Genomic DNA, 21,699 nt, shown 5'->3' on the forward strand with positions numbered 1-21,699 from the left:
CGGCCTGTCCGCGGCCGAGCGCGCCCGCATCCGCCGTGAGACGCCGGGCCTGGTGGCCAACCTGCGCCTGTTCTGGGCGGAGGCGAACTCCAAGGTCCGCGCGGGCGTGATGGCCGGCGGCGGCGTGGTGGTGCTGGGCCTCTTCGCCCTCATGTACTGGCTGGTGCTGGGCGGCGACGACAAGGTGCAGAAGGGCGAGGAGCCCGTGCGCCTGTCCAACCAGCCCATCAACGACTCGTTCGGCCTGGGCGACGGCGTCACCTGGAACCGGCCGGACATGAAGGTTTTCGAGTGGGAGTTCGTCGCCGCGACGCGCGCGGTGGTCATCCTCCACTACCAGGCCCAGGGCATCTCCAAGGACGAGGTGGTGGTGAGCGTCAACGGCGTGGACGTGGGCAAGGTGCCCCCGGACACGATGGCCAGCCAGGAGCGCTCGCTGGAGCTGATGATCCCGCCCCAGCAGCTGCGCAAGGGCGAGCCCAACCGCATCATCTTCGACAACACCCGCAACCCGCCCGGCGAGGACACCTGGCGCGTGTGGAACGTCTGGGTGGAGCGCGCGCTGCTCCCGGAGCAGCTCTCCACGCAGCAGCTCATCCAGACCGCCAACGAGTCCTTCAAGAAGGGCCGCAAGAACTTCGACACGCCGGACATCGGCGCGCGCAACCGCTACGAGGCCTGGAAGTCCTTCCGCGAGGCGTGGCTGATGCTGGAAGCCCACCCGGACCCCAAGCCGGACCTCTACTTCGAGGCCCAGGAGGCCATGAAGCGCGCGCAGATGGAGCTGGACCGCACCTGCTCCAAGCTGCTGCTGGAGGTGGAGGGCTACTACAACCAGGGCCACTACAAGCAGGCCGCCTCCACGCTGGACCACATGCGCGAGTACTTCCCCGAGTACGACCAGCCGTGCGCCACGCGCGCGGAGAACAAGCGCATCGAATACGGCCTGTAGTCCCGGCCGTTGTCTGGCGGACGGTGCAACCCCGCCAGGGAGGCGGGCAGGGCCCGTCCGGGTTGCCGGTCCCTCCCCCCGTTCCCACCCTCAAGAGGGTGATGCGTGAGCTGGCGGGGGAGGAGGGACAGACGGAAGGGTTGGTTCCCGCGGCGCCCGGACTGGCGCGCCCGGCGGGGCCGGTGCCCGAGCACGCTCCGGTGTGGAGCGACGGGGTGTCCCGGCGCCTGCTCGCCCGCTACTACCTGCCGCAGCACCACCCCACCCTCCAGGGCAACGCGTGCCGCCTGCTGCGCGACGGCGTGGAGGCCTACCCGGAGATGCTGGAGGCCATCCGCCGCGCGCGCCGCTCCATCCGCCTGGAGACGTACATGTTCGTCACCGACGCGGTGGGCGAGCTCTTCGGCCAGGCGCTGGCGGAGGCCGCCGAGCGCGGCGTGCACGTGAAGGTGCTCTACGACGCCGTCGGTTCGTGGACCAGCCGCAAGAGCTTCTTCGAGGGCCTGCGCCAGCGCGGCGTGGACGTGCGGGCGTTCAAGCCCTTCAGCCTCCAGCGCGGGCTGCGCCACCTGCTGCGCCGGGACCACCGGAAGATCCTGGTGGTGGACGGCACGGTGGCCTTCACGGGCGGGGTGAACATCGCGGCGCACTGGGCCCCGGAGGGGCAGGGCGTGGCGTGGCGCGACGACGTGCTGCGGATTGAAGGCCCGGCGGTGCACGAGCTGGAGCGGCGCTTCCTGGCCACGTGGCGGATGATGTTCCGCGACCGCCTGAGCCGGCTGCGCCGCCGCATCCGCGGCGGGGCGCACGCGCCCAGGGCCCTGCTGCCCCGGGGGGACGTGGGACTGGCGGTGCTGTCCAGCCGCCGCAGCATCCACCGCGCGTACCTGCACGCCATCCAGCGCGCGCGGGCCAGCGTGCTCATCGCCGCGGGCTACTTCGTGCCGGACCGGCGCATGGTGGCCGCGCTCAAGGACGCGGCGACGCGCGGCGTGGAGGTGAGCCTGCTGCTCAACGGGGGCAAGAGCGACCACCCGTTCCTCGAGCACGCGACGCGCGCCTTCTACGAGCCGCTGATGGAGGCCGGCATCCGCATCTTCGAGTGGCGCCGGGGCGTGCTGCACGCCAAGACGGCCGTCGTGGACGGCGTGTGGGGCACCATCGGGTCGTTCAACCTGGAACGGTTGTCGCTGGCCTTCAACCACGAAGTGAATGCCGTCTTCGCGGATCCCCGGCTGGGGCGCGAGCTGGAGGACTCGTTCCGTCTGGATTGCGGCAACTGCCGCGAGGTGGACCTGGCCGCTTTCCGCCGCCGGCCCCTCTGGCAGAAGGCCGTGGAGCGCGTGCTGTACTTCTTCCGCAAGGCGCTCTGAGCGGGGCCGTAAGCCCGGGGGCCAAGGCAACCGTCCACCGTCTTCAACGCAGTGCAGGAACCCTTTGCATGCCGGGGGGGACACGCCTAGAAGTTGCGTCATTCCGGCACGGAAGGACGGCAACGCACATGACGGACAGTTTCGGCACCAAGGCCCAGCTCAAGGTCGGCTCGGCCACCTACGACTACTTCAGCCTGGCCACGCTGGCGAAGGCCCACCCGGCGGTCAACCGCCTCCCGTTCTCGCTGAAGGTCCTGCTGGAGAACCTGCTGCGCAACGAGGACGGCCGCGTCGTCAAGCGCGAGCACATCGAGAAGATGCTCGCCTGGGACCCCAAGGCCGCCCCGGAGACGGAGATCTCCTTCCACCCCGCGCGCGTGCTGCTCCAGGACTTCACCGGCGTGCCGGCCGTCGTGGACATGGCCGCCATGCGCGAGGCCCTGGCCGCCATGGGCGGTGATCCCGCGAAGATCAACCCGCGCAACCCGGCGGACCTGGTCATCGACCACTCGGTGCAGATCGACTCGTTCGCCACCACCGCGGCCTTCAAGGAGAACGCGGAGCTGGAGTTCGAGCGCAACCGCGAGCGCTACGCCTTCCTGCGCTGGGGCCAGAGCGCGTTCAAGGGCTTTGGCGTCGTGCCGCCGGACATCGGCATCTGCCACCAGGTGAACCTGGAGTTCCTGGCGCAGGTGACGTTCCGCCAGGGCAAGACGGTGTACCCGGACACGCTGGTGGGCACGGACAGCCACACCACGATGATCAACGGCCTGGGCGTGGTGGGCTGGGGCGTGGGCGGCATCGAGGCGGAGGCCGCGCTGCTGGGCCAGCCCATCACGATGCTGATTCCGCAGGTGGTGGGCTTCAAGCTCACCGGCAAGCTGCCCGCGGGCGCGACGGCCACGGACCTGGTGCTCACGGTCACGCAGATGCTTCGCAAGAAGGGCGTCGTCGGCAAGTTCGTGGAGTTCTACGGCGAGGGCCTGAAGAACCTGTCGCTGCCGGACCGCGCCACCATCGCGAACATGGCCCCGGAGTACGGCGCCACCATCGGCTTCTTCCCGGTGGACGAGGAGAGCTGCAACTACCTGCGCTTCACCGGCCGCCCGGATGACGTGGTGGCGCTGACGGAGGCGTACGCGAAGGAGCAGGGCCTGTGGTTCAACGCCGGCGCCCAGGAGCCGCTCTTCAGCGACACGCTGGCGCTGGACCTGGCCGCCGTGGTGCCCAGCCTCGCGGGCCCCAAGCGCCCGCAGGACCGCGTGCCCCTGAAGGACATGAAGGCCGGGTACGAGGCGTCGCTGGTGGAGATGCTGTCCGCCGGCAAGAGCAAGGGCGAGGACGACGAGGGCCCCAAGGGCGGCGCGAAGGCCCCCGCGGCCCCGGTGGCCCCGGAGCGGCTGGCCCAGTCCGTCACCGTGAAGGCGGGCAAGCAGAGCTACCAGGTGGGCCACGGCGCGGTGGTCATCGCGTCCATCACGTCCTGCACCAACACGTCCAACCCGGCCGTGCTGGTGGCCGCGGGCATCCTGGCGAGGAAGGCCGTGGAGAAGGGCCTCAAGCCGCAGCCCTGGGTGAAGACGTCCCTGGCCCCGGGCAGCCGCGTGGTGACGGAGTACCTGCGCGACGCGGGCCTGCTGCCCTACCTGGAGGCCGTGGGCTTCCACGTCGTGGGCTACGGCTGCACCACCTGCATCGGCAACTCCGGCCCGCTGCCGGAGTCCGTGTCCAACGCCGTGGTGGAGGGCGACCTGGTGGTGGCGGCCGTGCTGTCCGGCAACCGCAACTTCGAGGGCCGCATCAACCCGCACGTGCGCATGAACTACCTGGCGAGCCCCCCGCTCGTGGTGGCGTACGCGCTGGCCGGTGAAGTGGGCCGCGACCTGGACAACGAGCCGCTGGGCACCGACCCCAACGGCCGCCCGGTGTTCCTCAAGGACATCTGGCCGTCCAACGAGGAGATCAAGGAGACCATCCGCACGGCCGTGAAGCCGGAGCAGTTCCGCAGCCAGTACGCCAACGCCATGGAAGGCGACGCGCTCTGGCAGCAGCTCCAGGTGAGCAAGGGCTCCACGTTCAAGTGGGATGAGAAGTCCACCTACGTGCGCAAGCCGCCCTTCTTCGAGAACCTCCCGAAGGAGCCCAAGGCCGTGCAGGACATCAAGGGCGCGCGCGTGCTGGCGCTCCTGGGTGACTCCGTCACGACGGACCACATCTCCCCCGCGGGCAACATCGCGAAGACGAGCCCCGCCGCGAAGTACCTCATGGCGGAGGGCGTGGAGCCCAAGGACTTCAACTCCTACGGCGCGCGCCGCGGCAACCACGAGGTGATGGTGCGCGGCACCTTCGCCAACATCCGCCTGAAGAACCTGCTCGTTCCGGGCGTGGAGGGCGGCGTCACGGTGCACATCCCCACGCGCGAGCGGATGAGCATCTACGACGCGTCCATGAAGTACCAGGCGGACAACACCCCGCTCGTGGTGCTCGCGGGCGCCGAGTACGGCACGGGCTCCAGCCGCGACTGGGCGGCCAAGGGCACGCAGCTCTTGGGCGTGAAGGCCGTCATCGCCAAGAGCTTCGAGCGCATCCACCGCTCCAACCTCGTGGGCATGGGCGTGCTGCCCCTGCAGTTCGAGGCGGGCCAGGACGCGCAGTCGCTGGGCCTCACCGGCCACGAGACGTTCGAGATCACCGGCATCGCGGAGGGGCTGGCGCCGCAGAAGAAGCTCACCGTGAAGGCCACCGGTGAGAAGGGCCCCATCGAGTTCACGGCGCTGTGCCGCATCGACACGCCGAACGAGCTCGACTACTACCGCAACGGCGGCATCCTCCAGTACGTGCTCCGCCAGCTCGCCAAGGCGTAAGGCGCGCGCGTCATGCTGGTTCGCGGCCCGGCCGCCCTCGCTTCACGCCGAGGGTCGCCGGGCCGTCGTCTTTCCCGCGCTACTCCGCGCGCAGGCGCGTCCAGGCGGCCACGTAGCGCGACAGGCGCTCGGCGTCCTTGGGCGTGACGTCCTTCAGCCGGCGCACGTCCATGTTGTCCTCCAGGTCCGCCAGCTTCACGCGGCGGGCCAGGGGGTGGGGGCGCAGCCGCTCGATGAAGGCCTCGTAGCTTTCGCCCTCGCGCTTCGTCAGGCAGTCCAGCGCGGACAGCACGTCCTCCGGGTAGCCCATCTCCCGCAGGCGCTCCAGCGTGTACGGCGTGTCCTCCACCACGTCGTGGAGGATGGCCGCGGTGCGCTCCGCGTCGGATGACAGACGCAGCATCACCCGCAGGGGGTGGAGGATGTAGGGCTGTCCTGCCTTGTCGCGCTGACCCTGGTGCGCGGCCACCGCCAGGGCGATGGCGTCTTCGAGCGTGGGCATGGGCCCGAGCTTCGCACGCCCGGCGGGCTCACGGCTCAATGGTTCATGTTGCCGGAGCCCGTGCCGCCGCCCGCCTGCGCCGAGTAGACCTCGCCGCCGCCGCTGGACTTGAGCAGCCCCTCCACGGCGAGCGCGTTGGGGTCCAGCTGGTTGTTGTCCCCCCGGCGCGGAATCAGCGTCTCGCTGATGCACAGGGCGCCCACGACGACGTTCTGATCATTGTCGCGGTTCCACTCGGGGGGGAGCGGCTTGAGCTCGTCCTCGTTGTCCCGGACGTAGAGGTACACGTCGTCCTTGCCGTCGCCGTCCAGGTCCGCGAACAGCGCCGGGTTCACCGCCTTGATGGCCGCGCGGCCGGCGGCGGTGCGCGGGTTGGCGGGCGACGGGTTGGTGGGCGAGGCGATGGGGTCGTAGACGGACGGCGCGCCCAGGAAGGTGTTCCACTTCGCGAAGTTGCGGCCGAAGTAGGCGCGCGCCAGCTGCAGGCCGCTCTCCGCGCAGCCCTGGCGCTGGCCCGTGCGGCTGGAGGTCACGGCGCGCGTGCGCTCGCTGCTGGCGTAGGCCATCACGCCCGCCACCAGGCCCAGGAGCACGGTGACGAGCAGCACGACGAGCAGCAGCGTGGCGCCGCGGGTGGCGCGGGGGGCTCTGGACGAAGGGCGCGGGGACATGGCGGAGGACCTCACGGAGGACGGACTCACAGGCTGGCCGAGGCCAGGTTGGGCAGCTCCGCCCGGCGCGAGAAGAGGCTGCGGAAGTAGCCGTCCGCGGGGACGGCGGCGGGCGTGTGGTTCTCCACCGTGAGCGGCAGGTCCTCGGAGAGGACGGCCTGGTCCCGCGTGTCGCGGCGGGACGAGCGGCCCGTGGCCACCACGCTGACGCGCACCGAGCGCAGGCCCGGCGTGTACTCGGGCTTGAAGCCGTTCTGGAAGTCGTAGTGGGCCGGGTCGCCCGAGTTCGTGGCGTCGACGCCGAAGGCCACCTGGAGGTCCTCCACGAAGTCCTGCACCACCACCGGGGCGCCCATGTCCACGAAGGGGCGCCCCGCCACGTCACCGCCGGGCTTGCCCTCCGCGCGCATCAGCGCCTTGCGGCCGTTGACCGGGTTCGTCCCGATGAAGAAGTGCAACAGCCGCACGGGGTACACCATGTCCGTGCGCTGGAAGCCGCCCTTGTGGGGCGCGTTGGAGAAGCCCGGCACGCCGGCCTCCAGGTAGTTCACCGTGGCCGTGGGCGGGGTGCTCGTCACCGACGCCTGGGTGAGCAGCGCGCCGCTCTTCATGTTGCTGGCCACCAGCATCGGGTTGGCGGGCGCGGCGCCGCTGGGCGTGCCCACGCAGTTGACCTCGATGGGGCCGGTGCCGCTCTTCACCACCGACATCGCCGCGCCCGGCGCGCAGTCGCGGCCCAGGTAGTTGCGGTCCGGCACCACCAGCCACAGGTCGTCGCTGCCGTCCGTGCCCGGCGCGTTGCCGGACGTGGTGGCGGCGAGCACGCCCGTGCCCGCGCCGTCCCCGCCGAAGACGGGTTGATGCGCTGGGGCGTTCCGCCGGACACCACCCAGAGGCCCTCGGACATGCCCGCGCCGGCCTGGCGCACCGCGGACAGCAGCGTCTCTCCCGCGAGCCGCGCGTGGTCGTGGCTGTCCGCCACGTGCTCCGTGTTGTGCACCACGCGCCCGCCCGCCAGCAGCAGCGCCGTGGCCGCCGCGAGGATGATGGTGGCGAGCGCCGCGGCCACCATCGTCTCCAGCAGCGTCATGCCGCGCGTCTTCGCCCGGAGCTTCGACCGGAGCCTCATTGGACGAACACCTCGCTGTGCACGATGGCGCGCTCCAGGCTGTCGCCCTTGCGGAACGCGCGCGTCCAGAAGGTGAAGGGCAGGGCCCCGGCGGGCACCAGGGCCTGGGCCGCGGGCGGCAGGTCCCTGGGCAGCCCCTGCGTCACGAGGATTTCCCGGCAGTAGACGTCGCGGGGCAGCACCGTGTCCGGGGTGGTGGCGTCGCAGGGCGTGCCGCTGGGCACGTCCAGCGCCGGCTCCACCTGGCCCGTGGGGCGCACGCGGAAGTAGGCGCCGGTGCCCACGTCGCCCGCCTGCGGCGTGCTGGGGTCCAGCTGCCAGGGCGCCGCGCCCAGGGCCAGCTCCGACGGGTAGATGGCGGGCCGCGCGACGGCCTGGTTCGCCAGCTCCAGCTTGGACGCCAGCCACAGCCGCTGGACGCGCGCCTCCAGCAGCATGCGCCGCCCCTGGAGCACCTGGCCGTCCTTCACGTCGCGGGTGGCGGCCACCATGCCCATCACGGCGCCCACGGCCGCCAGCGCCAGGACGCTCATGGAGATGAGCACCTCCAGCAGGCCGCTGCCCCGGCGGGAGGAAGAGGGAAGGGCTCTCATTCGAGGAACCTCTGGCTCCAGTTGAGGAGCTGGTAGAGCACGCCGTTCTCGCCGGCCACGGAGTTCTTCGAGGTGGGGCTGGAGGCCCCCTCGTTGCTCCCGTTGTCGATGCGCGTGACGCGCAGGGCGCTCACCTCCGCGCCCACGATGTAGTCCTGGGACGTGCCGCCGCTGTCGCGGTGGTAGACGGCCACGCCGCCGTAGTTGGCCAGCGACGCGCCGCTCATCGGTTGGATGTCCCCCTGCGCGGTGGGCGTGTCGCCCAGGTCGAGGCTGTACGTGTGGCCGCGCACGGAGGCGCTCAGCAGCATGGGGTCGTTCACGGACTCCTCCGCGGTGCTGAAGTACGCGGTGCGCCCCGCGATGGTGATGTTGCCGTAGACGTGCTCGGGCGCGGCGAACACGAGGGGGAAGGGCGCGGGCTCCTGGAGGACGCCGTAGGTGGTGGCCTCGGTGTGGGCCAGGTTCGCGCTGATGGGCGAGCCGTCCAGCCGCTTGCCGTCCACGCCCAGGGGCAGGCGCAGGCCGGCGTCCAGGAGCAGCGCGTGGAAGCGGCCCCCCACGGAGTCCGGCACCCAGTCCATGCCGGCGGTGCCCACCAGGGCCACCACCTTGCCCTTGTACTGCCCGAAGGCGGAGGTGTCCGCCGCGTCGCGTGGGATGCGCGCCAGGCCCACGTTGGTGCTGATGGGCTGGCTGGTGACGGGCAGCCCGCCAATGTTCATCGCCGTGTACTTGCAGGGCGCGGCGTCGCTGCACACGGGGCCCAGGCGCGCCACGTTGACGTTCATGCCGGTGGACGCGTCCAGCTCCCAGAGCCGGCCCTCCATGTCGCCCACGTAGAGGCGCGCGGCGCCGCTCGAGTCCTGCGACACGGTGGGCGCGGCCGGCGCGCTGTTGTCCACGCTGCTGGCGTAGGCCTGCTGCCACTGCCACAGCTTCTGGCCGGTGGCCACGTCGATGGCGAACACCTGCACGCCCTTGGCGGGAGAGCCCGGCGAGCCCGTCACCGCCGGCGCGCCGGAGCTGCTGGAGGCGACGAAGACGGTGTACACGGGCGACAGCCCGCCCAGCTCACGCCCACGGACAGCCCGCGCGAGCCGCCCAGGCCGCTGTAGTCATAGAGGCCGCTGGGGGCGCGGCCCGGGTCCGCGCGCGGCGGCAGCAGGAAGAGGCTGGAGTCCTCGTCCCAGGTGTACGTCCAGTCCGTGCCGCCCAGGCCCCGGTCCGCCAGCGCCACCACGGCGTGCGGCGCGCTGGAGGTGGCGTAGTGGCTGCCCACCAGGTGCCACAGCAGCACGGGCTTGAGCGGGTTCGTCACGTCCAGGGCGAACAGGTCGCGCCCCGTCTGGCCCACGTTGGCGACGAGCACCGTGTGCCACTCCCGGCGGCCGGTGCCCACGAAGTCCGCGAACACGTCGAAGACGACGGGCGCGCTGTTCACCCGCGCGGTGTTGTTGCGCAGGCCCGACAGCTGCGTGGCCGGCAGGAAGCTCCAGAGCTCCGTGCCGGGCAGGGGCGTGGTGCCGTTGCGGAAGCGCTGGGCGAAGTCCGTCTTGAAGCGCGCGCTGGCGTCCGGGTTGGGGAACTGGAGCGCCTCCGCCGGGCCGTCGTAGCGCGCGCCGCCGGAGACGTAGAAGGCGTGGACCTGGCCGTCCAGGCCCGCCGCGTAGGCCACCGTGGGCCGCGCGGCGTTGCGGTCCGGGATGAAGGTGCTGGCGGGCACCACCACGGGCGACGAGTGGATGAAGCCGCCCAGGTGCGCCTTGTTGTCCGCGGCGTCGTTGTTGCACTGCGCGTTGGTGGGCTGGAGGATGGGCGTCTCGTTGGCGCCGTCGCGGCCGGACACCGTGGCGTAGCAGTAGCCGCGCACGCGCTGGAGCATCATCGCCACCGCGTTGAAGTCGTTGAGCAGCTGCCCCTTGTTGATGAGCTCGTTCGTGATGCCGAAGTCGGAGCCGCCCAGCTGCGGCGAGTACTGCGTCGCCTGCTGCAGGTCACAGACGCCGTCGCCGCCCTTCACGAAGTCGTAGCGGAAGGTGCCGTCGCGGGCCTGGGCGCGGCTGAGCTTCAGCACGTCCACGCAGTTGGGGTTGGGGGCCGTGCCGTAGCTCTTGTTGATGCGCGTGCCGGAGACCTCCTCCGGCTGCCAGCCCACCTGCAGCACCCCGTGCGGCGCGGAGCGGCCGGCGCCCAGCGGCGGGTTCTGCGTCACCTCGCCGCCGAAGTAGGTGAAGAGGTTGCGGTCGCCGGGCGCGGGCAGGCGCGCGTCCGCGTTCCACAGGGTGCCGTCCGACAGCGAGTTCTCCCCGTTGGCGAGCGCGTCCCCGCCAATGAGCGAGTGCGCGCGCAGCGTGCCCGGGTAGTAGGGGAACACCCAGTGCGAGCCCTGCGCGGGCGTGTACGTGTCCGCGCCGGGCGGGTAGCCCGTCACGGCGTTGTAGGACGTCTTGAACAGGAGGGCGCGCGAGCCGTTGCTGTCGCTGCCGTTGGTGTCGTCCAGCGCCACCGGCGCGGACACGGTGCGCTCGCTCTGCAGCGGTTCGCTGCCCAGGTTGAGCAGCGTGTTGAGCACGATGCGCGTGCCCGCGACGCTCCCCTTGAAGTCATGGCCCGCCAGGTAGACGACGGTGGCCTTCTGCGGATCATTGTCCTTCTGGTTGAAGGAGAAGAAGTCGTGGCCGCGATGGTCCACGTCCGCCGCCACCTGCGTCGCGTTGTCGTACTGGTTGCCGGGGGCGTAGTCCTTCCAGCTCACCGCCAGCCGCCGCACGCCGTTCTTGTAGGTCGTCCGGTAGTTCTCCGTGTGGCCCGCCACGTTGTTGAAGCGGAAGTCCCCCAGCTGGGAGAAGGGGTCGCCCGGGTTGGGGTAGAGGATGCACGCGGGCCGCGGCGAGGACTCGTTGCGGTAGTCGGGGTCCGTGCAGTTGCGGCCGTTCCAGCTGGCGCCGTTGTCGAGCTTGTTCTTCTCGAAGACGCCGTCGCCCTGGAAGCGCGAGGACGGCACCAGCGAGCTGTCCGGGCGCTGGGTGTGCTCGTAGGACCAGATGCTGGCGCACTCGGCGAACAGGCCGTTGCCGCGCTGGTTGGTGAAGAACGCGATGTTGTTGAGGACGTTCTCCGCCTGGTTGGCGGCGCCGTCGCCGTTGTCGCGGTACTCGGGGCGCGTGCTGTCGCCCAGCTCCCAGTGCGGCGCCCAGAACACGCGGTAGCGGGGGCGCTGGGTGGCCGGGTCCACGGCGTTGAGCAGGCCGTGGGGGAACGCGGAGGTGGAGACTAGGTCCGCGTTGGCGTGGAGCGCGTCGTAGATGAGGCCGGGCTGCCCGCCGTTGCGGGTGCACGTCTTCGTGGTGCCCTGGGGACAGCCGCCCGCGCCCGGGAAGTCCAGGCCCGCGTTGCGCAGGTAGTCGTCCAGCATGCCGCCCTTCACGTAGGAGTGGTCGCCGGAGTCGTGGTCGTCCCGGTCCAGCAGGGCGATCTTCGGGGGCACGCGGTTGAGGCGCCGGCCGATGGGCGCGTTGAACTCGATGGTGGCCTGGTGCATGCGCACGTAGAAGCAGCCGCTGCCGTTGGTGAACGTGTCGCAGTCGCACGGCGTGCGGAACTTGTTCGGCGCGTCCGGCCCGGTGGAGGAGTTCAGGAAGTCGAGCGCGTTCTTCGCGTCCTTCGCGTCGATGATGAACGCGCCGCCCATGTACTGGACGTCGCGGAAGTTGCTGGCGGTGTTCAGCGTCGCGCGCGTGAAGTTCGGCCGCGCCTCGGCCGTGCTGGTGGTGAAGTTGTCCACGTCCGCTTCGGGGAACAGGCCCCCGGCGGGCAGCGCCTGCAGGGGCGGCACCGGCACGACGGGCGCCGCGTCCGAGCGGCTGATGTGGAAGTCGCAGCCGTCGTTCCAGCTGGGGTCGTTCCACTGGCCGTTGTTCGGCGACGGCGGCAGGTGCTTGTTGGTGGGCACGCAGCGGTTGGGGGACCGCTTCGTGTCGTCGATGGCCAGGTACACCGTCACCGGGTGGTTGGCGTTGAAGCCGCCCGCCTCGTTGGACTGCAGGAGGCGCCACACCAGGCCGTAGGCCGACAGGCTTCCGCAGCCCTGCTGGAAGGTCGCCTGCTCCGGGATGATGAGCGCGCCCTGGCTGAAGGTGACGATGTCCGTGGCGGAGGCCGGCAGCGCCGTCAGCAGCGCCAGGCCCAGCAGGATTCGCCGCGACGCGGAGATTCTGGAGGAGAGGGGAGCCAAGGGTTCACCGGGGGTTGGGGGCCAACAGACCCCCTGGGGTCAGGGGTCACCCTCGGTGTGCACACGGTGTGCCCTGGCGGCGGAGGGCTCCCCTGCTGGGAGGGCCCTGGAAAGAAACCGTGCCGTTGTGGGCAGGCGGTGTCAGCGGCTACGCAAAGCTTGCGAGGTCCGCACGTCCTGCATAGCGGCGCTAGGCCTGGTCGCCCAGCCTGCCGCCCCGGCCGGCCTTCTTCTGCGAGGTGCGCTTCTTCTCCTCCAGGCGCCTGCGCTTGGAGCCCAGGGTGGGGCGGGTGGCCTTGCGGACCTTGGGCACGAAGGTGAGGGCCTGCAGGCCCGCGCGCAGGCGGCGCACGGCGGCGTCCTTGTTCTGGGACTGGCTGCGGCGCTCGGTGGCGGTGACGGACAGCTCCGTGGGCGGGTGGGTGAGGCGCACGCCGCTGGCGGTGGTGTTGCGGTGCTGGCCGCCGGGTCCGGAGGCGATGAAGAACTCCACGTCGCAGACCTTCAGCAGGGCCTCGTCATCCAGGGCGAGGGCCTCCCGGGCGGCCTGGCGTCGTGCTGGGGGAGCGATGGGCAGGGTCGGCGTCATGTCGGTCCTCAAGGTAGCGCCGGGGGGACGCCATCGGTACTGCTCTCCTGACACCTGGCGGTGACACCGGCAGGAGGAGGGAGCACCCGCATGATGTACGTCCGGACGTCGGAAGCGCGGGGCCACGCGGAGCACGGCTGGCTCGACACCCACCACACCTTTTCGTTCGCGGACTACTACGACCCGGACTTCATGGGGTTCCGCGCGCTGCGCGTCATCAACGAGGACACCGTCGCGCCGCGCCGGGGCTTCGGCCAGCACCCGCACCGGGACATGGAGATCCTCACCTACGTGGTGAGCGGCGCGGTGGAGCACGAGGACAGCCTGGGCACGCGCGCCCTCATCCGCCCGGGCGAGGTGCAGCGCATGAGCGCGGGCACGGGCGTGGTGCACAGCGAGATGAACCCGCTGGATGCGCCGCTGCACTTCTTGCAGATATGGCTGCTGCCGGACCGCCAGGGCCTGCCCCCGGGCTACGAGCAGAAGCGCTTCGCGCCCCAGGAGCGCCAGGGCCGCCTGCGCGTGGTGGCGTCGCCCGACGGACGGGACGGGTCGCTGACGGTGCACCAGGACGTGGTGCTGTCCGCCACGGAGCTGGGCGTGGGCCAGCGGGTGGAGTCCGCGCTCAAGCCCGGCCGCCACGCCTGGCTCCAGGTCATCCGGGGCGAGGCCACGCTCAACGGCGTGGCGCTCAAGGCCGGTGACGGCGTGGCGGTGTCGGAGGAGACGGCGCTGATGCTGGAAGCGACGACGCCCACGGAGGCGCTGCTGTTCGACCTGGCTTGATGCTGGCCTCGCGGGCCTCAGGTGAGGTTCAGGTTGAACGTGAAGCCCGTCTTGGCGGTGCGCCCCTGCTCGTCGGTGGCCACGAACTTCACCACGTAGGGCAGCACGGAGAGCGAGCGGTCCGTCGTGACGCGCACCTGCGCGGTCGTCTCGCCCGCGGCCAGGGTGACCGGGTCGATGCCGAGCCGCGTGGTGTTGGAGGGGGTCTCGAGCGTGAGGGTGAGCGGGCCGGTGAAGCCCTCCGCGCGCGTCACCGTCACCGTCACCTGTCCGGACTGGCCCGGCGTCAGGTTCACCTGGCGCGGCTCCACGGAGATGGAGAAGGCCTCATTGGGCTCGGGCGGCTGGAGGATGACCACGGCGATGCCGCTGGTGGCGGTGACGTTGTTGGCGGGGTCCTCGGCGACGAGCTGCAGCGCGCCCACGCCGTAGGCCGTGACGCTGGGGTCCACCGTGAGCGTGGGAGTGGCCTTGACGATGGTCTCCCCCTCCGGGAGGGAGAACGCCGGGCCGAAGGTGACGCCCGCGGGGGCGCTGGCCGCGCTGACGCGCACCTCGCCCAGGTTGTCCGCGATGCGCTGGACGGCGATCTCATAGGGGACGGAGTCGCCGGGCGCGGCGGTGATGGTGTCCGCGCCTCCCCAGTCCAGACGGTAGAAGGGCCCGCCGCTGCCGCAGCCCAGGGCCAGCGCGCAGGCGAGGGTGGCAAGACGGGGAAGGGGACGCGACATGAGCGGGCTCCAGGGGTGGGAGGCAGGGGTGAGCATGGGGCCGGGGCGCGAGCACCCGCAAGCGGCCCGGGGGACGGCGGGCGTCAGCGGAACAACGAACACGCCGCGAGATAAGTCCCGACGTGGGCCTCCAGCGACGGCGCCAGCGGCCTCGCGTAGCCGCCGCCCAGGGTGAGCACCACGGGGAGCCCGCGCTCCTTCGCCGCGCGCATGACGCGCAGGTCTCGCTCGCGCAGCCCCGCGTGGGTGAGCGACAGCCGGCCCAGGGTGTCCTCCGCCAGCGGATCCACGCCGGCCTGGAAGAAGAGCAGGTCGGCGTGCGCGGACTCCAGGACGTGGGGCAGGTGGGCGTCGAGCACGGCCAGGTACTCCGCGTCCCCCACGCCGTCCTCCAGCCCCAGGTCCAGATGCGAGGGCTGCTTGCGGAAGGGGAAGTTGTGCTCGCCGTGCATGGAGAAGGTGAAGACGGACGCGTCATTCGCGAAGGTGGCCGCGGTGCCGTTGCCCTGGTGCACGTCCAGGTCCACCACCACCGCGCGGCGGAGGGCCCCTTCCGCCTGGAGGACGCGGATGGCCACGGCGATGTCGTTGAAGACACAGAAGCCCTCCCCGTGGTCCGGGAAGGCGTGGTGCGTGCCGCCGGCCAGGTTCGCGCCGAAGCCGTCCTCCAGGGCGGCGCGGGCCGCGGCCAGGGTGCCGCCCACGGACGCGCGCGCGTTGTCCACGAGCAAGGGGGACCAGGGGAAGCCCAGCCGGCGCAGCTCCGCGTCCGTGAGGGTGCCGCCGAAGAAGGCGTCCAGGTAGCGCGGGGTGTGCACGCGCTCCAGGTCGGCCCGCTCCGCGCGGGGGGCCTCGTGGAAGGCGGCCGGGGCAGGATGCCGCGCGCGAGCAGGATTTCGCGCAGCAGCCGGTACTTCTCCATGGGGAAGCGGTGCCCGTCGGGCAGGGGGACGGAGTACCTGTCGAGGTGGAAGACGCGCACGGACCCGGGGCGTAACGCCGGTTTCCGGGGGCCGCAACCGGGGGCTTAGACCTTCCGGCGGGCCTGTCCGTTACAGGAGCAGGCGGTGCGGAAAAACCCGCCCGCGACGTCCGTTTCCGGAGCCCACACCCATGAACCTGAAGCCCCTCTCGCGGGCCGTCCTGACGGCCGCGCTCGCCACCGGTCTGTCCGCCACCTCCGCCTGGGCCGTCACGCCCGTCCACGCCAATCCGCCCGTGAAGCCCCCGCCCGCCGCCGAAGCGAAGCCCTCCGTGCAGGGCGCGCAGGCGCAGGGCCAGGGCGCGCAGGTGCAGCCGCAGGGTGCGCGGCCCGAAATCGAAGTGGCCTTCGTGCTGGACACGACGGGGTCCATGGGCGGCCTGCTGGAGGGCGCGAAGCAGAAGATCTTCTCCATCGCGTCGCGCATCGCGAAGGGCAAGCCCACGCCGCACCTCAAGGTGGCGCTGGTGGCGTACCGGGACGTGGGGGACGCCTACGTGACGAAGCGCTTCGAGCTGAGCGACGACATGGACTCCATGTTCGCGGAGCTGCGCAAGCTGGAGGCGAACGGGGGCGGGGACTTCCCGGAGCACGTGGGGCGCGGCCTGGGAGAGGCCGTGTCGCTGCTCAAGTGGAGCCAGGACCGCGAGGTGATGAAGGTCGTCTTCCTGGTGGGCGACGCGCCCCCCGCCGAGCGCGAGGCCGCCTGGGACTTCAAGCTGTGGTCCAAGCGCGCGAAGGAGCGCCACATCGTGGTGAACACGGTGCGCTGCGGCGCGGACGCGAGCACCGAGGTGTCCTGGCGCTACGTGGCGAAGCTGACGGACGGGACGTTCGACTCCATCGACGCGTCGGGCGGCATGGTGGCGGTGGCCACGCCCTATGACGCGGAGCTGTCGCGCGTGAACGCGGAGCTGGCGGGCAAGACGCTCTATGGCGGCCGCAAGGAGGTCCGGGAGATGAACCTCGCCCGCTCGGAGGCGACCAAGGGCATGGCCGCGGAGGCCGTCGCGGACCGCATCAGCTACATGAAGAAGAGCCGGGGCGCGGGCCTGAGCGCCCCCAGCGCCGCGGCGGTGAGCAGCGCGCCCGTGGCCATCGGGGGGGCGGTGGACCTGCTGGAGAAGCCGGCCGCGCTCGACACCCTCAAGGACGACGAGCTGCCCCAGGAGCTCAAGGGCCTCAAGAAGGAGGAGCGGGCCGCGAAGGTGAAGCAGCTCGCCGCCGAGCGCAAGGTGCTGGAGGAGAAGGTCGCGAAGCTCGCCACCGAGCGCGACCAGTGGCTCGCGAAGAACGCGGCCACCAAGGAGGACGCCTTCGACGCCAACGTGATGAAGAGCGTGAAGGCCCAGGCCGCGAAGTTCGGCGTCGCGTACTGAGGGCTCCCAGCTATTCGCGCGTCACCGCGCGCAGCACGACCTCCCGGCGCTGCTCCAGCAGGCGCATCGCCAGGGGCCGCGTCGCCAGGTAGACGCCGAAGTGGAGCACGGCGAAGGCGGCGATGAAGGCCACGGACTGCCAGCCCGGCCCGTCCTTCCCCGCCGCCCGCAGCGCATGGCCAAACGGCATGCAGCCCACGCTGGCCGCGAGGATGCCCAGCATGGACGCGGTGAGGGGGACGCGGTCGCGCCGCTTGAGGCTCGCGTGGAACTTCACCGGGAAGTACAGCGACAGGAAGTTGCCCGCGGCCAGCAGCATGGGCACCACCGCCGCCACCGCGACCATGGCGCACAGGAAGTCCACGAGCGTGCCCGAGCCGAAGTACACCCGGTAGAAGGCGCCCACCAGCACCGCCATCCCCAGCGCCGCCACGCCCTGCACCCGGTTCTTCGCGCGCAGCACGTCCGCCAGGCTCATGGGCGCCGCCAGGAACACCGCGAAGCCGTGCCCGTCATACGCGAACGTGTTCTGGGAGAACGTGGACGCGATGACCACCGCGCCGTAGATGCTCAGGCCGCCCATCACCCACGCATCCGCGCTGCCGCCCAGCAGGTACACGAAGAGGTCCCGGCCGGAGAGCAGCTTCAGCAGGATGGCCAGGATGAAGGGCACCGCCGCCAAGAGCCGCGCGCGGGGGTTGCGCCACAGGTCCAGCACCTCGCGCCGCAGGAGCGTGTCGAAGCGCGAGCCCGTGGTGGCGAAGGGGTCGCTGTCCTTCCCGTCCCCCCGGTCGCCGCCGGAGCGGCCTCCCGCCTGCCGGTGGAAGCGCATCAGGAGCGCGTACGCCACCGTCATGCCCATGGCGGTGAAGAACAGGAGCCCGAAGGCCTCCAGCAGCGCGATGCCCACGCGCCCGTGCGCGAGCTGCCCCAGGCCGTCCCCGAAGAAGCCCGGCGGCACCTGGCTGAGCGCCACCGCCGCGTTGATGATGAGGCTCATGTCCAGCGCGCCCACGCCCGCCTCGCCCACGCTGGTGAGCCACGACGTGTCGATGGGCGGGATGAACGACGCGGCCACCAGGAACGCCACCATGCCGCCGCCCATGATGCGCGCGCTGTGCTTCGCCCTCAGCACGTTGATGACCGTGTAGAGGCCCACCCGGCTCCACGCCGCGCAGAAGAGCGCGAACAGCACGTAGAGCACCGCCGCCAGCCACGGCGACGCCAGCCGGTGGCGCGACGCATAGCCCACCGCCGCGCCGGTGAGGGGCGCGTAGAACACCAGCGCGCGCGGCTCGAAGAGGCTCGCCACCGTGGAGCCCATCAACAGCCGGAACGGCGAGATGGGGAACGCCGCGTAGCGCGACAGCTCCGAGTGGTCATCCACGCCCGCGGACAACAGCGGCCACGTCACCCACGTGGCGGCGGTGACGAAGCACAGCAGGTTGAGGATGAAGTACGGCCACACGTTGCTGTGGACGATGAGCGGCAGCCGCATCAGCTTGAAGAAGCTCAAGCCCAGCAGCACGCCCGGCGCGCTGGAGCCCAGGAACGCCGCCACCGCGAGCAGGCGGCTCTTGCCCGGCCCCTGGTTGAGGCCCAGGTGCAGGCGCAGGCCCCAGAGGAGCAGCAGGTGCTGGAAGAAGCCGGGGACGGGCGGGCGCGGGCGGCTCACGCGGACTCCCGCCGCAGCGGCACCACGTTCGCGGCCGGCTCCGCGTAGAACGACAGCTTCGCGTTGCGCGCGGCCGGCACGGCGATCAGCTTCTCGAACACCGCCTCCAGCGAGGACACGCCGTGGCGCTGGCGGAGCTGCTCCACCGGGCCTTGATCCAGCATGCGCCCGCCCCGGATGACGCCCGCGTGCGTGGCCAGCCGCTCGGCGATCTCCAGCACGTGCGTGGTGAGCAGCAGCGTCACGCCCCGGCGGGACAGCTCGCGCAAGAGCTCCCGGATGACGCCCGCGGCGAGCACGTCGATGCCCTCGAAGGGCTCATCCAGCAGCACCAGCTCCGGCGCGTGGATGAGCGCCGCGGCGATGGCCAGCCGGCGGCGCATGCCCTTGGAGTACTCCGACACCAGCGCGCCGGCCTTGTACGTGAGCTCCGTCAGCTCCAGCAGCTCCACCGCGCGCGCCGCGGCCTGGGCGCCGTCCAGCCCGTACATGCGCGCGCAGAAGGTGAGGTACTGTCGGCCGGTGAGGCGCTCGAAGAGGCTCAGCTCCTCCGGCACCACGCCCACGCGCTGCTTCACCTCCAGGGGCTTCGCCACGGCGTCCACGCCGAGCATGCGGATGGAGCCCTGGTCGGGCCCGTACACGCCGGTGAGCAGCGCGATGGAGGTGGACTTGCCGGCGCCGTTGGGGCCGAGGAACGCGTAGAAGGCGCCCCGCGGAATCTGAAGCTCCAGGCCGTCCAGCGCGGTGAAGGTGCCGAAGCGCTTGACGAGGCCGCGAGCGTCGATGGCCAGCTCGGGGCCGGCCGGTTCTGCGGAGGAGGGGGGCGTCATGAAGGACGCCATCACACCATGCCTCCAGGGGCCGCCCACAATCCTCGGGTTGACGGATGGTGCGGCCTGACGGGCGCTTCCCGGCTCAGTGCACCATGGCCACCTCCGGCGGCCCGACGATCTGCTGCACGGTGGTGCGCACCTTGTCCAGGTCCACCGGCTTGGAGATGTAGCCGGCGGCGCCCACGAGCTCCGCCTCCCACTCGAAGCCGTAGCCGGAGATGATGATGATGGGCAGGTTGCGCGCCCGCGGCATCTTCTTGAGCGCGTCCAGCAGGCCCCAGCCGCTCATGACGGGCATGCGCAGGTCCAGCAGCACGGCGCCCGGGATGTCGTCCTCGAGAAGATCCAACGCCTCGCGGCCGTTCTTGGCCTCGATGGTGGCATACCCCATCTCCTGGAGGGCATCGCAGATGAGCGTGCGGTGACTCGCGTCGTCGTCGACGACCAGGATGAAGTTCGACATGGGCAGGAGCCTCTGGAGTGGCGGCGTCTTCGGGGACCGCGATTCTATGGGGTCGAAGATGGGAATGCCCCCTTCATTGCGGAAGGGCCTTCGTTTCTTTTCAACACTCCGCGTAGAGCGCCAGCGTGTTGCCGCCCAGCACGCCCGCGAGCGCGGCCTCGTCCAGCCCCAGCCCGGCCAGCGCCCGGAGCTCCCGGTCCCACGCATAGGGGATGTTGGGGAAGTCCGTCCCGTAGAGGATGCGCCCGGGCCGCACCTCCAGCGCCTTCTGCGGCAGGGGCACGGGGAAGTAGCCGCCCACCGCCATGGTGGTGTCCAGCCAGAGCGTGTCGTAGCGCTCCAGCAGGCGCGCGTACGCGTCGAACTCGTCCGCCCCCAGGTGCGGCACGCACAGCTTCAGCGTGGGATGATCCTTCAGCACGCGCTCCACGCGCTCCGCGCTACAGAGCTGGTGCGGATCCACCGGGTACTGGGGGCTGGACGGCTCCCGCCCTGAATGCATCACGAGCGGCTTCCCCGCCCGGGCGCACGCCGCGTAGAGCGCGTGCAGCTGGGGCGCGTCCGGGGAGAAGGCCTGCACGTGGCAGTGCAGCTTCACGCCCTTCAGGCCCAGGGCGAACGCCTCCTCCAGGATGGCGACGGCGTCGGGCTCGCCCGGGTACACGGTGCCAAGGCCGATGACGCGGGGCTCGGCCCTGGCCACCTGGGCCACGTAGGCGTTGAGGGCGCGCGCCATGCCCGGCTTGTGGGCGTAGTGCAGGGCGACCACGCGCTCGACGCCCCGGGACAGCAGGAAGGACACCACCTGGGGCGTGTGCAGCTTGTAGCGGATGGGCCAGCCGTACCGGTCGAACCAGCGCCACACCGCCTCGAAGACGCGGTCGGGGAACAGGTGCACGTGCGCGTCCACGACGGGCGGCAGGCCGGGGTCCACGCGGGGCCCTTCCTCGTCCGCCAGCGCGGGCATGGGCAGCTGGATGCCCTGCTCCCGCCAGGTCAGCGCCGGCGAGGACGCCAGGCACGGCACGGGCGCGTCGTCGTCCTGAGGCTCGGGCGGGTGCACGTGGCCGGGAGGCTCCCGGGGAGCCGTCATCCGCCCGTGCCCGGTCCGGAGGGCTTCTTCGCGTCCTCCTCGTCGTCCAGGCGCCGCAGGTAGCTGTTGTGCGCGTAACCCTGGCGCTCCAGCCGCTGCGCCTCGATGGCGTCCGCGACCTTCGAACACACCTGGCCGAGCATGCGCAGGGACTCGGCGATCAACCGCTCCGCGTGATCCTGCGCGTTGGCGGACGGAATGATGGGACGGTCGCGACGGAACGGCAGGGGCAACTTCATCCGCTGGAATCTAAGGGATGCCCCTCCCGCCTGCCACGCGTCAGTCCCGCCCCGTCCCCCCGGCCGCCCCACCCGGGCCGCCAGGTTCACGGAGTGTTGACAGCGCGACGCGGCATTGGACCCCGGTACAGGTTAACCGCGTTGACAGTGTTCCAGTTTACATTTTGCGCGGGCCCGGCCGCCGCGGCCCCCCTGGGCATGCCCTGGAGTGTTGGCAAGTGCCCGTAACTCCGAAGGGTTTACGAATTTTCAAACAGGGGGATGACAGCGCCCGGATTCGCCTCTAGATTGCGTCCGTCGGATTTCACTCAAGAGGTGCTGCGCATGGCTTACGACGGCGAGCTTGTGAAGATGCAGAACGGTCGCTGGGCGCGATTCCAGCGGTGCCAGGTGTACCGGCCGGGCGTGGCGGACGCCGGTGAGACCATGCTTCTGATCGCGGTGGAGCTGGAGGACCGCTACCAGCAGCTGCTCGACGCGGCGGCGGATTCCCTCGCGGAGTACCGCTCCCAGGGCGTGCCCGTGCAGGTGCGGCTGGCGCCGGACGCGCAGGGCCTCACCCTGCACCCGGAGGCCCCTGCCTCCGCGTCGATGAACTAGGCCCC

Annotated in this window: 20 protein-coding genes and 1 pseudogene; 6 read left to right on the forward strand and 15 right to left on the reverse strand. The window is 71.2% G+C overall.

All coding sequences use genetic code 11. From position 1 onward, the window contains the following. The 3 genes and pseudogenes from ACLEQD_RS07865 to acnA all read left to right on the forward strand — a co-directional run. Positions 1–952 (forward strand): annotated as a pseudogene (locus tag ACLEQD_RS07865) (hypothetical protein); the annotation flags it as partial. Positions 953–1,053: 101 nt separating this feature from the next. Next, on the forward strand, positions 1,054–2,325 hold the full coding sequence (locus tag ACLEQD_RS07870) for a phospholipase D-like domain-containing protein (RefSeq protein WP_410382913.1): 1,272 nt from the start codon (positions 1,054–1,056) through the stop codon (positions 2,323–2,325). Positions 2,326–2,453: 128 nt separating this feature from the next. Next, positions 2,454–5,189, forward strand: coding sequence for an aconitate hydratase AcnA (gene acnA / locus ACLEQD_RS07875; RefSeq protein ID WP_410382914.1), 2,736 nt, complete (start codon positions 2,454–2,456; stop codon positions 5,187–5,189). Between the two features lie 79 nt (positions 5,190–5,268). Here the strand turns inward: acnA and ACLEQD_RS07880 are convergent, their stop codons facing one another. The 8 genes from ACLEQD_RS07880 to ACLEQD_RS07915 form a co-directional block, all read right to left on the reverse strand. After that, entirely contained in the window at positions 5,269–5,691 is a 423-nt protein-coding gene (locus ACLEQD_RS07880) for an HD domain-containing protein (protein ID WP_338274325.1), read from the reverse strand. 35 nt (positions 5,692–5,726) lie between these two features. Then, the gene (locus ACLEQD_RS07885) at positions 5,727–6,362 is read right to left on the reverse strand and encodes a hypothetical protein (RefSeq protein WP_410382915.1); all 636 of its coding nucleotides are present in this window, start codon (positions 6,360–6,362) and stop codon (positions 5,727–5,729) included. A 26-nt stretch (positions 6,363–6,388) separates the two neighbouring features. Beyond that, complete coding sequence (locus tag ACLEQD_RS07890; protein ID WP_410382933.1) at positions 6,389–7,072, reverse strand: PilW family protein; 684 nt, start codon at positions 7,070–7,072, stop codon at positions 6,389–6,391. Then, positions 7,060–7,491, reverse strand: coding sequence for a prepilin-type N-terminal cleavage/methylation domain-containing protein (locus tag ACLEQD_RS07895; protein WP_410382916.1), 432 nt, complete (start codon positions 7,489–7,491; stop codon positions 7,060–7,062). Before ACLEQD_RS07895 ends, ACLEQD_RS07890 begins: the two co-directional genes overlap by 13 nt. Next, positions 7,488–8,084 carry a type II secretion system protein J gene (locus tag ACLEQD_RS07900; protein ID WP_410382917.1) on the reverse strand — a complete coding sequence of 199 codons (597 nt, stop codon included), beginning with the start codon at positions 8,082–8,084 and terminating at the stop codon, positions 7,488–7,490. Before ACLEQD_RS07900 ends, ACLEQD_RS07895 begins: the two co-directional genes overlap by 4 nt. Next, positions 8,081–9,139, reverse strand: a complete 1,059-nt coding sequence (locus tag ACLEQD_RS07905; protein ID WP_410382918.1) for a hypothetical protein — start codon at positions 9,137–9,139, stop codon at positions 8,081–8,083. Before ACLEQD_RS07905 ends, ACLEQD_RS07900 begins: the two co-directional genes overlap by 4 nt. Beyond that, positions 9,091–12,321 (reverse strand): hypothetical protein, encoded by a 3,231-nt coding sequence (locus tag ACLEQD_RS07910; RefSeq protein WP_410382919.1) that lies wholly within the window; start codon positions 12,319–12,321, stop codon positions 9,091–9,093. The genes ACLEQD_RS07905 and ACLEQD_RS07910 overlap by 49 nt, the downstream gene beginning before the upstream one ends. A 190-nt stretch (positions 12,322–12,511) precedes the next feature. Continuing rightward, a complete protein-coding gene (locus ACLEQD_RS07915; protein ID WP_338269852.1) occupies positions 12,512–12,910 on the reverse strand; it encodes a peptide chain release factor-like protein in 399 nt (132 codons plus the stop codon). A 90-nt stretch (positions 12,911–13,000) separates the two neighbouring features. On the opposite strand from ACLEQD_RS07915, the gene ACLEQD_RS07920 reads away from it, so the two are divergent. Then, entirely contained in the window at positions 13,001–13,696 is a 696-nt protein-coding gene (locus ACLEQD_RS07920) for a pirin family protein (RefSeq protein ID WP_410382920.1), read from the forward strand. Between the two features lie 17 nt (positions 13,697–13,713). Here the strand turns inward: ACLEQD_RS07920 and ACLEQD_RS07925 are convergent, their stop codons facing one another. Both ACLEQD_RS07925 and ACLEQD_RS07930 read right to left on the reverse strand, forming a co-directional pair. Next, positions 13,714–14,427: a hypothetical protein gene (locus tag ACLEQD_RS07925; RefSeq protein WP_410382921.1), complete on the reverse strand. Its 714-nt coding sequence runs from the start codon at positions 14,425–14,427 to the stop codon at positions 13,714–13,716. A gap of 83 nt (positions 14,428–14,510) precedes the next feature. Then, positions 14,511–15,245, reverse strand: coding sequence for a histone deacetylase (locus ACLEQD_RS07930; RefSeq protein WP_410382922.1), 735 nt, complete (start codon positions 15,243–15,245; stop codon positions 14,511–14,513). Between the two features lie 295 nt (positions 15,246–15,540). Between ACLEQD_RS07930 and ACLEQD_RS07935 the strand changes: the two genes are divergently transcribed. Next, positions 15,541–16,788 (forward strand): vWA domain-containing protein, encoded by a 1,248-nt coding sequence (locus tag ACLEQD_RS07935; protein WP_410382923.1) that lies wholly within the window; start codon positions 15,541–15,543, stop codon positions 16,786–16,788. Between the two features lie 10 nt (positions 16,789–16,798). Here ACLEQD_RS07935 and ACLEQD_RS07940 read toward each other — a convergent pair whose 3' ends face one another. The 5 genes from ACLEQD_RS07940 to ACLEQD_RS07960 all read right to left on the reverse strand — a co-directional run bounded on the left by ACLEQD_RS07940 (position 16,799) and on the right by ACLEQD_RS07960 (position 21,094). Continuing rightward, positions 16,799–18,463: a hypothetical protein gene (locus ACLEQD_RS07940; protein WP_410382924.1), complete on the reverse strand. Its 1,665-nt coding sequence runs from the start codon at positions 18,461–18,463 to the stop codon at positions 16,799–16,801. Further along, positions 18,460–19,296: an ABC transporter ATP-binding protein gene (locus tag ACLEQD_RS07945; protein ID WP_410382925.1), complete on the reverse strand. Its 837-nt coding sequence runs from the start codon at positions 19,294–19,296 to the stop codon at positions 18,460–18,462. The genes ACLEQD_RS07940 and ACLEQD_RS07945 overlap by 4 nt, the downstream gene beginning before the upstream one ends. Positions 19,297–19,381: 85 nt before the next feature. Continuing rightward, positions 19,382–19,762, reverse strand: a complete 381-nt coding sequence (locus tag ACLEQD_RS07950; protein ID WP_014394116.1) for a response regulator — start codon at positions 19,760–19,762, stop codon at positions 19,382–19,384. 100 nt (positions 19,763–19,862) lie between these two features. Then, positions 19,863–20,855: an amidohydrolase family protein gene (locus ACLEQD_RS07955; protein ID WP_410382926.1), complete on the reverse strand. Its 993-nt coding sequence runs from the start codon at positions 20,853–20,855 to the stop codon at positions 19,863–19,865. Beyond that, complete coding sequence (locus tag ACLEQD_RS07960; RefSeq protein ID WP_171416921.1) at positions 20,852–21,094, reverse strand: hypothetical protein; 243 nt, start codon at positions 21,092–21,094, stop codon at positions 20,852–20,854. Before ACLEQD_RS07960 ends, ACLEQD_RS07955 begins: the two co-directional genes overlap by 4 nt. A gap of 324 nt (positions 21,095–21,418) precedes the next feature. On the opposite strand from ACLEQD_RS07960, the gene ACLEQD_RS07965 reads away from it, so the two are divergent. Further along, the gene (locus ACLEQD_RS07965; protein ID WP_410382927.1) at positions 21,419–21,694 is read left to right on the forward strand and encodes a hypothetical protein; all 276 of its coding nucleotides are present in this window, start codon (positions 21,419–21,421) and stop codon (positions 21,692–21,694) included. Positions 21,695–21,699: the final 5 nt, after the last annotated feature.

This window comes from Corallococcus sp. 4LFB, assembly GCF_046520365.1.
GTDB lineage: Bacteria > Myxococcota > Myxococcia > Myxococcales > Myxococcaceae > Corallococcus > Corallococcus caeni.